The organism is Methylobacillus methanolivorans (genome assembly GCF_044751345.1).
Classification (GTDB): domain Bacteria; phylum Pseudomonadota; class Gammaproteobacteria; order Burkholderiales; family Methylophilaceae; genus Methylobacillus; species Methylobacillus methanolivorans.
Map to the genome: position 1 here is coordinate 640,325 of NZ_JBIWXY010000001.1, position 14,114 is coordinate 654,438.

The window sequence follows — 14,114 nt, forward strand, 5'->3', positions numbered from 1 at the left end:
CGAGTGCTCACCATGACCACCACATTCCGAATGTGGTGGTTATCTGAGTTATAATAAATACCTCTCATTTAGTAGGCAATTTCTTCCCTATGATGGTATTCATGCGCATTCTGACGATCATCATCGGAGGTTATGCTTTGAGTGCTGTGATTGTCCAGTTTCTCGCACTGGGCTTGGCCAAGTTAGGCATGCTCCGTAGCGAAGCCGTCGTTGCCAGTGCCTTGTTGGCTTTCCTGATTTACCTTGTCATTCTTCTATGGGCATTTGCCGAGCGCCGCTTGTTGCGTCTCTTCATGGTGTTGTGCCTGTTTCCCTGTTTACTTTATCTGCTGGCTGACCAGTTCAGTAGATGACCGCTGTTTGTATTGTTGATCATTGCTGATGGAACCTTCTTTGCGTAAATCCATGGCGCTGTTGCACACCTGGGCAGGCGTTGTGCTGGGTAGTGTGTTGTTTGCGATCTTCTGGATGGGGACCTTGTCTGTGTTTGACAAGGAAATTGACCGCTGGATGATGCCTACAACGCGGGTAAGTATGCCGGATGCCGCGGTATCGCTAGATAAAGTCGTCTTGCCTCTGATTGAGACAAGTAAGCTATCTGGTAATCAGTGGGGTGTCACACTGCCTAGTGAGCGTGCCCCAGTGTTTACGTTACGTTATCGCACTGAGCAGGGTGATAATATCCGGCGTTATATCAATCCGCATAATGGAGAAATCACGGATGAGCGCTACACCTTGGGCGCGACCGGGTTTTTCTTTCCATTTCATTTTCGCTTGCATATCCAATGGCTGAAGTTGGGGTACTGGATAGTTGGCCTTGCCGCGATGGGGATGTTGGTGCTGCTGGTTTCAGGCGTGATTATTCACAAAAAGATATTCACGGATTTCTTCACTTTCCGTCCGCAAAAAGCGATGCAGCGCTCAGCGCTGGATTTGCATAACCTGAGCGGTGTGTTGGCCTTGCCTTTTCATTTCGTGATCACATTGTCTGGCCTGATCATTTTTGCTGCCACGTATTTTCCTAATACCAATAAGCTGGTTTATGCGGGTGATAAGGCGGCTTATGAGGTTGAAATGACTGGGCGCTATGACATCAAGCCAGCAGGTAAACCTGGTCAGCTAGCATCGCTGGATGCCATGTTGGCGCAGGCGAGCCAGCTGTGGGGTGGGGGGCAGCCTTATTTCTTGCGTGTGCGTAATGCGGGGGACGCTCATGCCTATGTCGAAATCCGTCGCTCCTATGAGCAAGATGTCACCATGAATCTTGATACCATTTATTTCGATGGGATTTCTGGAGAAGTTTTGAGCCGCTTCGAAGCCAAACCCGTGCTGACAGTTCAACGCTATATCGCGGGAATGCACTTCATCCAATTCAATCATTGGCCATTACGCTGGTTGTATTTCCTCGCTGGCCTGTCGGGATGCATATTGATTGCCACCGGTTTCTTGTTCTGGCTGGAGGCGCGTCGCGTTCGTCATGCCAAGCAAGGCTTGAAAGGTGTAGTGATCGTGCAAGGCCTGACCATAGGTAGTGTCACAGGTATCATCATCGCCACGCTGATGTTTTTACTGGCTAATCGATGGTTGCCTGCAAACGCAGCCCTGCAGGGCTATGAGCGTGATGCACTTGAAGCCTGGGTATTCTATTTAAGTTGGCTTGCCACCTTTGCTCATGCTTGGTTGCGTAGCCGTGCAGCATGGCGTGAGCAGGCATGGCTAATAAGTCTGTTGGCATTATTCACCATTGCCTCCAACGCAGTGACGACTGGCACGCCGCTATGGCACAGCTTGGCAGGACACGATTATGCGACGGCGGGTATGGATGTTGTTTTATTGCTCGGCGCTATTCTGGCCGCTTATGCGGCTTTGAAGCTGGGGCAGCGCAAGAGCACTAGCCAGCACAAGAAAGCTACGCCAACTTCATCCTCCAGCATAGGGCTGGGCAAACATGAGTAATACTATGTGGATACATGCTATCGGGCTGGCTGCTGCCTATTTAGGCTGGGCCAGTTTGGCCTTGTCGCAGGAAAAGCATAGATTAACGGTCAATGTGACTATGGTTGCTCGATTCAAGCAAGCACGCCTGCTGGGTGCTGGTTTGTTATTGCTGAGTATGGTGGCGAACTGGGTGGCAGATGGTGCCAGTTTTGGCTCCTTGCTGGGTGTCATACAGCTGAGTTTGGCCGCCATGATGGTTGCGCTGACCCTGGCGTGGAAGCCGGCTTGGTTGCGATGGTGGGCGAGGCGGCTATCTTGAAGATGGATTGGTCATAAAAAAACGGCGGTGAGATGTGTATCTCGCCGCCGTTTTTGTTTGCCTGTAATAAACGCTAGGCTTGTTCAGGCTTGCTATCAGGCAATTGCGCGATGATCTGGCAGGCCAGGGTGCTCCAGTAAGGCATGGATTGCAAGGTCAGCATAGTCACCCAAAGCTGCGCATCCAGGTTGCTGAAGCCGCGGGAGTAAAGCATGGCACCAGCAGCAACAATCAGTGCCAGCAGTAGCAGCACTTCTTCGCGGATTGGTGTGAGCAGGCCGAAAATACTACCCTTGACTGCCTTGCCCTTGTTGGTGGTCTTGAATACGCCACGCTTCTGGATCAGGCCCATCATGATGCCGCGTGCGATGGTATGCGAAAGACCAAGGCCTGCTAGCGATGCTCCCAGGATGTCAGACCATTTGCAGTCCTTCATGGTTTTGCGATACAGGATGGGGCCTAATGCGCCCTTGACCACAAGGAAGCACAGCACCGGTGTCAGCATGATGGAGACCGGCAGGCTGAACGACTTGGGGAAGGCCAGCATGGCCAGGGTCCAGCCAATGGAGCTCATGGTGAAGATCAATTGCAGGCCGTCACCCAGCCAGCTTAGCCAGCCGGTCAGGAAGTGGTAGCGTTGACCGAAGCTGAGCGTGGATTTGCCGAGCAATTTTGGCAAGTGGTGCTTGAGGATCTGCATCGCACCAAATGCCCAACGGAAGCGCTGTGATTTCAATGCTTCAAAGTTGGCCGGAGTCAGGCCGCGCCCAAAGACACGGTCAATATAACGCAACTCGTAACCGCCTTCGAGCAAGCGCAAGCCTAGCTCGGTATCTTCGCAGATGCACCACTCAGACCAGCCGCCGAGATCAACCAGGGCGTTGCGACGTACCAATGTCATGGTGCCATGCTGGATAAGGGCATTACGCTCATGGCGGTGATGCATGCCGATGCGGAAGAAGCCTTCAAACTCCCAATTGCTCATGCGGCGGAAGAAGTTGTTCTCAAACTCGCGGTGTGCCTGTGGTGCTTGCACCACGGCAACGCCTTGATCAGCGAAATGAGGAATCAACACAGCCAGCCAATCGCGCGTGACGACGTAATCGGCATCTACTACGCCAACGACTTCTGCTCTGGGGTCGGTTTCCTGCAAGGCAAAATTAAGCGCTCCAGCCTTGAAGCCCGGCCATTGCGGCAGGTGGTAGAACTTGAAGTTGTCGGGTAGCTTGGCCATGTATTCTTCCACAGGCTTCCACTTGCTTTCATCCTTGGTATTGTTGTCAATCACCAGCACTTCGTAATTGGTGTAGTCAAGCTCGACCAGGCTTTCTATGGTGGCAATCACCATTTCCGGCGGTTCGTTGTAGCAAGCTAGGTGAATGGAGACAAACGCCTCTTTTTCCGCTGGCACGGGTGCAGCAGGCTTGTAGGCGCGAATCCAGTAGCCCTTGAACATGACCTCACTGAATTCAACGGCATAGGTCATCAGTACGGCTGTGGTCATCAGCAGGGCGAGAATAAGCCCCACAAGGATGATCATGTCACGCAATGAATAATAGTAATCACCCGGCAGGTTCCAGGTCACAACCAAGACGGTAATACAGGCTTGCAGCAATACAGCCAGGGATACCTGTGCGCCTGTGCCCCAGCTACGGAATCGTACGGCCAGGAACAATATCGGCAGGAAGGCTAGAATCGAACCCCATAGTGCTTTGGAAACCCAGCGTAGATCTTTGGGTACTGCGCCATGCAGGGAGTACTTTTCCTGGCGCTCGGCATCAAACATGCCCCAATATGCACCAGCCCAACCTTCGATCTTGACTTTCCATGGCTGATCGATCGCTTCCATCAGGTAATAGTCGAAAGGCTCATGGGCGGTTTTGGCCAGGAATTCGCGTACAAACCGTGCTTGGTTGACGTTAGATGCAACCGAGGCATCAATAGTTGGTCCCTTGCTTGGCCAGCCGATTTCGCCGATCACGATTTTCTTGCGTGGATACTTGTCCAGCAGCTCGTGATAGCGCTCAAGTGCGTAATCTACGGCCTTTTCGGCGGGTAGGCCTTCATGGTAAGGCAGCAAGTGCACGGTAATGAAATCGACATGCTTGACCAATTGAGGGTACCGTAGCCAGACGTGCCATGGCTCTGCAGTCGATACTGGTACGCGTGCTGTACGCTTGGCTTCTTCGAGATAGGCAACCATTTCATCGGCTGTGAGGTCGCCGCGCAAGATCGCTTCGTTACCAACAATAATGCGCTCAATATTGGGGTAGACCGCTGTCCTGGCCAGCAGGGCATCTAGTTCACGCTTGTTGTCATCGTGATCTGGACCCAGCCAGGCACCTGCGGTGACTTTAAGCCCAAGGCGGGCAGCCAGAGCGGTGGTTTCAGGGTTTTCCAACGCGCCGTAGATACGGATGCGGTTGGTGTACTTCTTCATCAGCTCCAGGTCTTTCAATATCTCAGCAGTGCTGGGGTATTTACGCTCCTGTGGGCTTTGCCCAATCTGGTATCCACTGTAAGCAAAGCCATTGACGATAGGGGGCGCATCAATCAATGGCAGTGCGCGATTGATGACTTCCCAGATGCCGAAATGCAGCAGTGTGACTGCCAAGGCAATAAAAAGGGCTTTGCTATATTTATTGATAAATTTCATATGCTTGTCTTTTATTTTTCACTGATGATGCCAGATGCCCCCTCAAACCCTGGCTCCCTTGCGTGGCCAACTTGCATAGGCCAGCAAGATGATCACGCCTAGCCATAAGAGTGCATGTGTGTTCAACGGTTCCAATATCAAGCAAATCAGTGCCGTAATCAGAGCAACAATATTGAGTTTACGATAGCGCCCGAACGTAGTGCGATGCAGTAGCCCGAGCAGGCTGAAACCAATGGCATATTGCAATGCAGGAAGGGCATACAATGCCAGCGGGAAATTGCGATAACGGCCATCCATCATGTAAATGATGTGCCCAATCATGGGGTGTAGCTCAACGTCTCGCGGAATGAAGCTCATCTTGGGGATTAGGAGGAAGCTCGTTATCATGCCGGCCATCACAAGGATAAACAGTAGGCTGTGTGCAAGCTTGTTTTGCCCGCGTGTGATCAACGATGGGATGTTGAGCAGGGCAATGATGCCAACCAGGCTAATGCCGATCAAGACAGCCCACTCCGTTGTATCGCGACAAGCCGCAATCAGGTATCCCCACTGCACATAAGCCGTAGCACCCGTCAGAGCACCCAGCGAGCCAGTCGCCAGCAAGGCTGGCAACCTGTTTTCCTTACGTGCCAAGGTGAGGATGACGAAAATGATCAGGCCTGCAAAACCCCAGATCAGCGGTTTTACGCCATCCTGGCGCTCAGCCACTGGACCTTTGAAGTCAAACTTGCTATTCAGCTTCGTATCGTACAGCCCCCAGTAACCACCGACCGTACCTTCGAGATCACGCTTCCAGGGTTGGTCTATTGCCTCAATCAGGTTGTAGTGCCAACCTTTATCGTGAGCGACCTGGATAAACTGGCGTAAGTAAGATGCTTGATTAACCAAGCTGGGCACAGAGGCATTGCGCTGCTTGCCGACAGAAGGCCAGCCGGTTTCACCGATAAACAAAGGCTTGGTAAAGGTGTGGCCCAGCTTATCCATGACATTTTCTGCATGCTGAATGGCATTGTCTACGCTTTGCGGATCATCTTCCCAGTAAGGCAGCACATGCACGGTAATATAGTCTACGGCTTGTTCGAGGCGGGGATGCTTGAGCCAGAATTCCCATACATCGGCATAGGTGACAGGCACTTCAGTGCGTTGTTGTGCTTCTTGCAGGTAAGCCAGCATGACTTCTTCAGTCTGCTCTTTGCGCAGCAGTACCTCATTGCCAATGATCAGCCCCTTGACCGTGTCGGGATAGCGGTTTGCCAGCTCGATTGCTCGCTCGAACTCCTTGTCGTTCTCAAGCTTGGTGTAGCCTATCCATGCGCCAAGCAAGACCTTCATACCTAGCTTGGCGGCTACCTCGGGCACATAATCCAGCCCTTGATTGACCGAGTACGTGCGAACGCAATCAAAACGTTTGGAAAGCAGGCGCAAATCCTGCTCTACCCTAGATTTCTCCGCCACGGTAGTCGCAATAAAGGGCGTTTCGCCTTCGCCATAATAAGGTGCGTAGGAAACACAGTTAAGCTTGCCATTGGCAGGCAGTTCGGGTTCAGTGAGCGCCACAGGCTGGTTTTGTTGCCAGAACCAATGTGCGAGGAAAGCAATGAGTAGAAAATTGAAAATACTGTAACGCCACAAGGCCGCAGTTTTTAGCATGGTTGAATTTTGAGAGTCTGTTGGTATGGTTGAGTGTCGCGAGAGTATTGTTTGATCAATGGTTTTGCGACGCAGCTATATTAAATCACCTCGTCCGCAAATACAAAAAATGCAGGGTGTTGAGAGGTGGCAATCTCGCCAGATAGCCCATGAAATATTTGTGCATGCTTGCAGAGATGACATATATACGCGTTACAATAGACCGCTATTGCAACAATAATTCAGAGTCCTTCGGATGAAAAAAGTAATCATCGTCTCCGCCATGCTGGCTTTTTCCAGTTTGGCACAAGCAAAACCAGCGTTTACCGGCGTCAATTACACAGGTCTTTATGAGTGCAAGGGTGAAAACTCCGCTATTGGTGCTTATGATCTAGTCGTTGCCTTGCGCCTCAACCGCGTCAGCAGCCATGGCAAGTTTGGCGCTTATTATTATGAAACTGAAACCGTGAATTCCACGGTTTACCATGGTCAAGCCGTGGTTGTGGGTAATCGCATGGCGATCAGCTTCAATATCCGCGACAAGAAAAACAACGTCGATCATAGCACTGGCCTTGCCACGATCAAGAAGGTTGGCAAAGATAGATGGAGCTTTCGCAAGGAGTATTTCGAGCCCGATGACAGCGGCGGCAGCTATGGCACAGAAGAATGTGTCATGAAGGTGCTAAGCCCGGAGGAAAAGCAGGCTCTGGAAAAGAAAAGCCAAGATAAATCCCCACCCAAGCCCGCCGCAACCACACCCCGCAGCAGCAAGGCGCAATAAATAAAATCACAGGCCCTTATGGGCCTGTTTTGTTATGCCTTGGCAAACAACTCACTGCCTTTCACAGGCATGATGTTCAGAGCGGCTAAGCGCTCGTTAAAAGCATGACCTGCTAATACTTCATACTCAATTGGGCGGGCCTGGCCGATAGGGTCAGTCTGATCTGCACTCACTAGCCCAGGGTGGCACATGAGTGCGTATGGCTGACCTTTTGCATTGCCGTTAGCAACTACTGCAAGCCATTGATTGAGTTGTTCAAGGTAGTTCTCGGCATTGCTGTTGAAGCCATACACCCCGAGCAAGGTACGCGTGGTAGAAAATCCGCGCTTGAGCGCCAGCTTACGCATCGTGCTGCTGCCTAATGCCGAGATGACAAGCCCCTTCAGGCCATCATGGGCTGGGTGTGAAATCCTGAGCCATGGCAGCTTGCCTGAATAGCGGGATTGCAGTTCGCTCAGCAATGCATCACGGATTTGCGGGAGTTGGTGCACATGCTGATGGCCATCAATATAATCGGGCGCGCTACCGATTTCTTTCTCAAAAGCATCCAATTGCAATCTGATCGTGGCTTGTATTTGCTTATGACTCAGTTGCCTGAGCAGGCTGCGGATCACCAACTGTGGGTGTGAGAGTCTGAGCGGGTAAGAGAATTGGGTGAAGTCCAGGTGCAAGCCTATATCTGCCTGTTGGCGGATATCTGGGCTAATTGCAGCCGCCGCTTCATGCCAACGCGGACTGAGGCTGAGGCAGGAAGTCGCGGTGAGGCGGCCCAGGCGGATCAGCTTGAGAATGCCATGGTCGATGTCTGCAGACTGGGCATAATCATCAGCACTAAGTATCAATGGAGTGGCCATCTTAAACTCCTTGTTTGAAGGCCCAGAAGCGGCTTAGTAAATAGGTCGATACTGCCACGATAATCATGACGATTGCCAGTGCCAGCCAGAATGGCAATCGCGTGAATTGCAACAAGCTCAGCAAGAGGACTTGATTGCCAATAAAACCAGTACAAGCTACCAGCAGAAAGCGGGGCAAGGCATGTCTATGCAGTTGTCGACTACCGGCAAAGGACAGGGTGTGATGCCCGATATAGCTCACCGGAAAAGCCAGCAGGAATGCAAAGAGGTTGGCATTGCTGGGACTTATTTGTAAGCAACCTTCAAAAAAGATGGCACTGCCATAATGCACTAAGGCCGCCACGGCACCGACGAGGGTAAACCAGTATGCCGAGCGTGCATGTGAGGCAGCGCTCATGCCTGTGATGGTTCCTCAGGTTGAGGGATGGCAACTTCGGCAACAATATAAGTTGGGCGACCCTTTACTTCGTCGTAAATACGGGCGATATATTCACCGAGGATGCCGATGAACAGGAGTTGTACGCCGGAAAAAAACATCAAGCTGGCAACAACGGTAGGCCAGCCCGGGATGGACTCGTGGAAGAACATTTTTTCCAGGATCACCCAGATACCGTAGACGAAAGCCAGCAAGGCCAGTAGGCCACCTACCGCGCTAGCCAGGCGCAATGGGATGACAGAGAAGCTGGTGATACCTGTCCAGGCTAGCTGCATGAGCTTGAGGCGGGAGAAAGTGCTCACGCCATGGCTGCGAGGTAGCGGGGTATAGGGAATGCCGATGGATTTGTAACCCACCCAGGCATACATGCCCTTCATGAAGCGGTTACGTTCGGGTAGTTTACGCAAGGCATCCACGACATTGCGGTTCATGAGGCGAAAATCACCGGCATCACGTGGAATGCTGATACGCTCGCCCAGCGTCATGATGCCGTAAAAAACGCGAGATCCCCATAGCTTGAAGTGCGACTCAACCTTGCGATCCTGGCGCACGGCGTAAACCATGTCATATCCCTCGCGCCACTTGTCCAGCATGTCGTTGATCAAGGCAGAGGAGTGCTGGCCATCTGCATCCATGCAGATCACGATATCGCCACTGGCATATTCCAGCCCTGCACTAATCGCGTACTCCTTGCCAAAATTGCGTGAAAAACGAACTAGTGTCGTACGCAAATAAGCTGGCAGCACCCTGACAATATCGGCAGTCTGGTCACGACTGCCGTCGTCAATGACGACGATATCCCAATGCGGACTGAGCGTGGCGAGCTGGTTGGCAATGTTTTCCACGGTTGATGTAATCGCAGCTGCTTCGTTATAAGCAGGAATGATTACGCTGATATGTGGATTGGATTGGCTACGATCTGTTGTCATCAATACGCCCTCGCGTCTGAACGGTAGTTGTGAGTTTAATGGGCGCTACCCGGGATGCGCGGCTTACGCTGGTGAGCCAGCAATTGGCGCCTGTCTTTAACAACTGCCAGCACTACTCCCATGCGTTCCACTTCACCAATCGTCGTGCCTTTCATGACATCATCACAGCCCATATTGGTGGTGGAAAGGTAAAAGTCGGCCGCTTCCCAGTTCTTGGTCACGGTGAAACGGTTGTCCAGGTATGCTGTCCCCTGAATGTTCTCGGCACACACAGCCACCAAGTAAGGCACGATCTCACCATTGGCATCGCGCCTAGGCTTGCTGGAGATTTCCTCTTCCAAGATGTCTGCAGCCTCGCGCAGGCTGCTGGACCAATAATCGCCTTCCCATTCTTCCTCAGCCTCGGCCATGGAGCCGGCAAGGTTGTTGTAGTAGATATATTCGTAAGGATGCAAGCGCCAAAGCGTGGCAAGCGTTAATAGGCATAATGCGGCGCAACCGACGGTGAGCCCTTTGCGCAGGCGAGGGAAAGCATGCAAGGTATCCCAGCTCAATGAAAGGCCCAGGCCTGCCAATACGGCAATCGGCGGTACAACAAAGGTGAAGTGGCGAATGCCGTTATATAAAGCGGGTTTATCAATTACGTTGAAGGCGATCGGGAACACGGCAGCAATGACCAGCGCTAGCCAAGGCAAGAACTTATCCTTGTGAATAGATAGCCTGTGCAAGCGAGTCGCGGCAACCACCACCAAGCCGAGCAATCCCAGCAGGAAGATTTCCGGCAAGCGGACCAGGAGGTAGGCGGGTAGGTAATAGCGAGGCACATCGCCAATCGGCATGACTCGGCCATCCATGATCGTGAGCATGCTGAATGCAAAATGTGAGAAAGACTTGGCTGCCAGCAGTGGGTTTTCAGGTGACATTACGCCCCATGGCCAGAAGATCGCCATCAGGATCAAGGCAACAACACCTGCCGGTATCAGGTGAATGACGCTATTCAGCCAATAGCGCAGACGTGCTTGCCAGCCTTTTACCTGAACAAGCCCTGCGAGGCCCAATAACAAGAACAAGTAGATAACGGCAAAAGCGCCACCAATACGCAGTCCCAGCGCACAGCCGATGGCAACGCCCAGCTTGATGGCCAGCTTGAGCGGTGGGCGCGGCAGTTTTTCCATGATCAGCATGGTGTAATACAAGGCCCAGGCCATACACGTAGCAAAAGGCACATCCTTGGTGTGTGTAAACATGGCACCAGACCAGGCACCAGTAATTGCCAGCAATAAAACCGTGAAGAAGCCTGCACGCTCTCCCCCCAGGCGGCGTGCAATCTTGTAGGAAGCGATAATCCCAGCCAACCCGAACAGGGCAGATAGCAGGTGGCGCATATCCCAGACCCAGATAGGCAATATGCGCTCAAGTAGCGCAGCAATCAGGTCGAACAGGCCACCATAAAGGAAGAGGTTGCGGTACTCGAATGCAGATCGGTCTGTGAAGCCAGAGCTATAAAAATCCAGCAGCAGGCGGCCATAGATATGCTGCACTTCCTCATCGTTGCTAATGCCATACTGGAAGAAGGTAAAGGCAATAAAAAGGCCCAGGGCTGCAAACAGCGCTAGGCTCAAACGGCGAAACACGGATGGCGTGAACATGTGCCGATCTTTATTCAAATTTGGACCGGCGATTATACAATCGGGCCAGATTTTTTTAATACGGTTGAATAAATAATTTTCATCGCTGTTTTGCATGTTGTTCCAACGCCCAGGCCACGTGTTCACGAACCAGTTCAGAAGGGTCGTTGCGCCGGCACTCCAACGCCTGGATCACCTCGGGAGAGGTTGCCGCATTACCCAGTCCCACCGCGATATTGCGCAACCATTGTGTATGGCCGATACGGTAGATGGCACTGCCTGCCATTTTTTCCATAAAGGTCTTTTCGTCCCACTTGAACAACTCCACCAGGCTAATGTTATCCAGGCCGTGGCGTACTTGAAAATCAGCTTGCTGAGTCAATTGCGCAAAACGATTCCAGGGGCAAGTCAGTTGACAATCATCACAACCATAGACACGGTTGCCAATCAGTGGCCTCAATGATTCGGGAATACTGTCCTTGAGCTCAATCGTGAGATAAGAGATACAGCGCCTGGCATCTACTTTGTAAGGCTCGATAATCGCTTGTGTCGGACAAATATCAAGACAGGCTGTGCATTTGCCGCAATGTCCCGAGCTGGGCTCATCTATAGGCAGTGGCAAGTCGGTATAGATTTCGCCGAGGAAAAACCAGGAGCCCGCGTTCCTTGATAGCAATAAGGTGTGTTTGCCACGCCAGCCCAAGCCCGCTTTCTGCGCCAGCTCAACCTCAAGCACCGGAGCGCTGTCGGTAAATACGCGATAACCGAATTCACCTACTTGTTGTGCTATTTTGTCGCTCAGTTGTTGCAGGCGGTTGCGCAGCACCTTGTGATAGTCGCGTCCCAAGGCATAGCGCGAAATAAACGCGAGTTCAGATTGCTGCATCACCTCTTCACTATCACGTGCTGCCGGCGCCATGTAATCCATGCGGGCAGAAATGATGCGAATGGTGCCGGGCACCAATTCCGCAGGGCGTGTGCGTTTCTCGCCATGTTTTGCCATATAATCCATGGCACCATGAAAACCTTGCGCAATCCATTCCTGGTGGCGCGGTTCGGCAGCAGAGAGGTCTGTATCGGTGATACCGACCTGGCCGAAGCCCAGCTCCAGCCCCCAGCGCTTGATATCCGCTGCGAGAGTTTCCAAGTTGTTTAAAGTTTGAGACATATGAACGAGAATTTTACACTGGCCTTGGCCGATGAGGCAGCTACGCTGGCATTTGGTGGCAAGCTTGCCGAGGTGCTGACGCCGGGAACTAATATTTACCTGCATGGCGACTTGGGCGCAGGCAAAACAACCCTGGTGCGTGGCCTGTTGCGAGCCCTTGGACATGCAGGCAAGGTCAAAAGCCCGACCTACACACTGGTTGAACCTTACACCGTTTCTAGATTAAACTTATATCACTTTGATTTATACAGATTTGTTGATCCGGAAGAATGGGACGCTGCCGGATTCAGAGATTATTTCAATCCAGAGTCCCTATGCCTGGTCGAATGGCCGGAAAAGGCGCAAGAGCTTTTACCTGCGCCTGATATCGATATCCGTCTCCAGCCTGAAGGTGAGGGCAGGCGGGTCATAGCAAGCGCCAATACTGATTCAGGAAAGCAATGTCTTACAAAACTCAATCTTATTGCCTAAGCTGTATGTTGCTGGTCTGGACGCTGGTTCTAGGCCTTTTGCCTGCTAATGCTGCCGACATTGTGCAGGTCGCTGCTGCACGGGTATGGCCTGCCGAAGACTATACCCGTATCACGTTGGAAACCAGCAAGCCTCTCAATCACAATATGGTGATGCTGAAAGACCCTGAGCGCTTGGTGCTGGATCTGGAAAATGTGGAGCTGGGGGCTGTACTCAAGAGCTTGGGTGAAAAGATCAACCCCAATGACCCATACATCCGTCAGGTACGTGTCGGCAATTTCAAGCCGGGTACGGTGCGCATCGTGGTTGATCTCAAGGCTGAAATCAAGCCACAGGTATTTACTTTGCCACCTGCCGGTGAGTATCGCGATAGATTGGTGCTGGATATTTATCCGGCCCAAGACCCATTGATGGCGATGCTGGAGCAACGCGACAAGCCAGACAATGCCCAGGCACCTTTGCCGGCATTGCAGGTTGCCCCGGAGTCGCCAGCGATTGCGAATGTTTCCCCAGATGTAGTGCCTGAGTCGCCTGTGGCGAACAAGCCATCGGTCATTGTGGCGCCGCCCAGTAATAAAAAGCCCAGTGCTCGCATGATCACTATCGCGATTGATGCGGGACATGGTGGCGAAGATCCTGGGGCCAAGGGAGCCAAGGGCTCTTACGAAAAAAATGTCACCCTGGCGATTGCTCAGAAGTTGAAGGCTGCCATTGATGCGGAGCCTAATCTGCGAGGTGTATTGACGCGCGATGGCGATTACTTCATTCCCCTGCATGGTCGCGTGGTCAAGGCCCGAAAAATGCAGGCTGACTTGTTTGTTTCCATCCATGCCGACGCAGCATTGAGCGCACAGGCAAGGGGATCGTCGGTATTCGCCTTGTCTGAAACCGGGGCGACCAGTGCCATGGCGCGACTGCTCGCGCAGCGTGAAAATGAATCAGACCTGATCGGTGGGGTAAGCTTGGGCGTGAAAGACCCAAACCTAGCGCGTACCTTGCTCGACTTATCGCAAACCGCCACGATTAACGATAGCCTCAAGCTCGGTAAATTGGTGCTTGATCATATGGGCACCATCAATACCTTGCACAAGCGCCACGTTGAGCAGGCTGGCTTTGCTGTGCTGAAGTCGCCTGATATTCCTTCCATCCTGGTCGAAACCGCGTTCATCACCAACCCGGAAGAGGAGCGCAGGCTCAACGACGGCGCACATCAGGACAAACTGGTGAATTCCATTTTGTCGGGTATCAAGAAGTATCTTGCTGCAAACCCACCCTTGGCCAATACCAGAATGGTAGAAAGATAAG

At 52.2% G+C, this 14,114-nt stretch carries 13 protein-coding genes; 6 read left to right on the forward strand and 7 right to left on the reverse strand.

Annotation, left to right across the window (positions count from 1 at the left end):
• Window positions 1-101 precede the first annotated feature (101 nt).
• The 3 genes from ACIKP9_RS02945 to ACIKP9_RS02955 are packed head-to-tail and all read left to right on the forward strand — an operon-like array spanning window position 102 to window position 2,257.
• Window positions 102-353, forward strand: a complete 252-nt coding sequence (locus tag ACIKP9_RS02945) for a hypothetical protein (protein WP_400879089.1) — start codon at window positions 102-104, stop codon at window positions 351-353.
• Between the two features lie 28 nt (window positions 354-381).
• Entirely contained in the window at window positions 382-1,956 is a 1,575-nt protein-coding gene (locus tag ACIKP9_RS02950; protein ID WP_400879092.1) for a PepSY-associated TM helix domain-containing protein, read from the forward strand.
• A complete protein-coding gene (locus ACIKP9_RS02955) occupies window positions 1,949-2,257 on the forward strand; it encodes a DUF3325 family protein (RefSeq protein WP_400879094.1) in 309 nt (102 codons plus the stop codon). Before ACIKP9_RS02950 ends, ACIKP9_RS02955 begins: the two co-directional genes overlap by 8 nt.
• Before the next feature lie 73 nt (window positions 2,258-2,330).
• On the opposite strand, the gene ACIKP9_RS02960 is transcribed toward ACIKP9_RS02955, so the two are convergent.
• Window positions 2,331-4,913, reverse strand: coding sequence for a glycosyltransferase (locus ACIKP9_RS02960; RefSeq protein WP_400879097.1), 2,583 nt, complete (start codon window positions 4,911-4,913; stop codon window positions 2,331-2,333).
• A 42-nt stretch (window positions 4,914-4,955) separates the two neighbouring features.
• Window positions 4,956-6,563, reverse strand: coding sequence for a glycoside hydrolase family 17 protein (locus ACIKP9_RS02965; protein WP_400879099.1), 1,608 nt, complete (start codon window positions 6,561-6,563; stop codon window positions 4,956-4,958).
• A gap of 235 nt (window positions 6,564-6,798) precedes the next feature.
• On the opposite strand from ACIKP9_RS02965, the gene ACIKP9_RS02970 reads away from it, so the two are divergent.
• Window positions 6,799-7,323: a hypothetical protein gene (locus tag ACIKP9_RS02970; RefSeq protein WP_400879101.1), complete on the forward strand. Its 525-nt coding sequence runs from the start codon at window positions 6,799-6,801 to the stop codon at window positions 7,321-7,323.
• Window positions 7,324-7,355: 32 nt separating this feature from the next.
• Here the strand turns inward: ACIKP9_RS02970 and ACIKP9_RS02975 are convergent, their stop codons facing one another.
• The 5 genes from ACIKP9_RS02975 to queG form a co-directional block, all read right to left on the reverse strand.
• Window positions 7,356-8,177 (reverse strand): ChbG/HpnK family deacetylase, encoded by an 822-nt coding sequence (locus ACIKP9_RS02975; RefSeq protein WP_400879103.1) that lies wholly within the window; start codon window positions 8,175-8,177, stop codon window positions 7,356-7,358.
• 1 nt (window position 8,178) lies between these two features.
• Window positions 8,179-8,574, reverse strand: coding sequence for a GtrA family protein (locus ACIKP9_RS02980; protein WP_400879106.1), 396 nt, complete (start codon window positions 8,572-8,574; stop codon window positions 8,179-8,181).
• Window positions 8,571-9,542, reverse strand: a complete 972-nt coding sequence (locus ACIKP9_RS02985) for a glycosyltransferase family 2 protein (protein WP_400879108.1) — start codon at window positions 9,540-9,542, stop codon at window positions 8,571-8,573. The genes ACIKP9_RS02980 and ACIKP9_RS02985 overlap by 4 nt, the downstream gene beginning before the upstream one ends.
• Window positions 9,543-9,577: 35 nt before the next feature.
• A complete protein-coding gene (locus tag ACIKP9_RS02990; protein WP_400879111.1) occupies window positions 9,578-11,191 on the reverse strand; it encodes an ArnT family glycosyltransferase in 1,614 nt (537 codons plus the stop codon).
• A 79-nt stretch (window positions 11,192-11,270) separates the two neighbouring features.
• A complete protein-coding gene (queG, locus tag ACIKP9_RS02995; protein WP_400879114.1) occupies window positions 11,271-12,338 on the reverse strand; it encodes a tRNA epoxyqueuosine(34) reductase QueG in 1,068 nt (355 codons plus the stop codon).
• Here queG and tsaE point away from each other — a divergent pair, their 5' ends adjacent.
• Entirely contained in the window at window positions 12,339-12,809 is a 471-nt protein-coding gene (gene tsaE, locus ACIKP9_RS03000) for a tRNA (adenosine(37)-N6)-threonylcarbamoyltransferase complex ATPase subunit type 1 TsaE (protein WP_400879117.1), read from the forward strand. It begins immediately after the preceding gene.
• A complete protein-coding gene (locus ACIKP9_RS03005; RefSeq protein ID WP_400879119.1) occupies window positions 12,779-14,113 on the forward strand; it encodes an N-acetylmuramoyl-L-alanine amidase in 1,335 nt (444 codons plus the stop codon). The genes tsaE and ACIKP9_RS03005 overlap by 31 nt, the downstream gene beginning before the upstream one ends.
• Window position 14,114 lies beyond the last annotated feature (1 nt).

Coding starts and splice junctions, on each gene's coding strand:
- ACIKP9_RS02970 (WP_400879101.1), top strand. CDS start 6,799: ATGAAAAAAGTAATCATCGTCTCCGCCATGCTGGCTTTTTCCAGTTTG.
- ACIKP9_RS02950 (WP_400879092.1), top strand. CDS start 382: ATGGAACCTTCTTTGCGTAAATCCATGGCGCTGTTGCACACCTGGGCA.
- tsaE (WP_400879117.1), top strand. CDS start 12,339: ATGAACGAGAATTTTACACTGGCCTTGGCCGATGAGGCAGCTACGCTG.
- ACIKP9_RS02980 (WP_400879106.1), bottom strand. CDS start 8,574: ATGAGCGCTGCCTCACATGCACGCTCGGCATACTGGTTTACCCTCGTC.
- ACIKP9_RS02985 (WP_400879108.1), bottom strand. CDS start 9,542: ATGACAACAGATCGTAGCCAATCCAATCCACATATCAGCGTAATCATT.
- queG (WP_400879114.1), bottom strand. CDS start 12,338: ATGTCTCAAACTTTAAACAACTTGGAAACTCTCGCAGCGGATATCAAG.
- ACIKP9_RS02945 (WP_400879089.1), top strand. CDS start 102: ATGCGCATTCTGACGATCATCATCGGAGGTTATGCTTTGAGTGCTGTG.
- ACIKP9_RS02955 (WP_400879094.1), top strand. CDS start 1,949: ATGAGTAATACTATGTGGATACATGCTATCGGGCTGGCTGCTGCCTAT.
- ACIKP9_RS02990 (WP_400879111.1), bottom strand. CDS start 11,191: ATGTTCACGCCATCCGTGTTTCGCCGTTTGAGCCTAGCGCTGTTTGCA.
- ACIKP9_RS02975 (WP_400879103.1), bottom strand. CDS start 8,177: ATGGCCACTCCATTGATACTTAGTGCTGATGATTATGCCCAGTCTGCA.
- ACIKP9_RS02965 (WP_400879099.1), bottom strand. CDS start 6,563: ATGCTAAAAACTGCGGCCTTGTGGCGTTACAGTATTTTCAATTTTCTA.
- ACIKP9_RS03005 (WP_400879119.1), top strand. CDS start 12,779: ATGTCTTACAAAACTCAATCTTATTGCCTAAGCTGTATGTTGCTGGTC.
- ACIKP9_RS02960 (WP_400879097.1), bottom strand. CDS start 4,913: ATGAAATTTATCAATAAATATAGCAAAGCCCTTTTTATTGCCTTGGCA.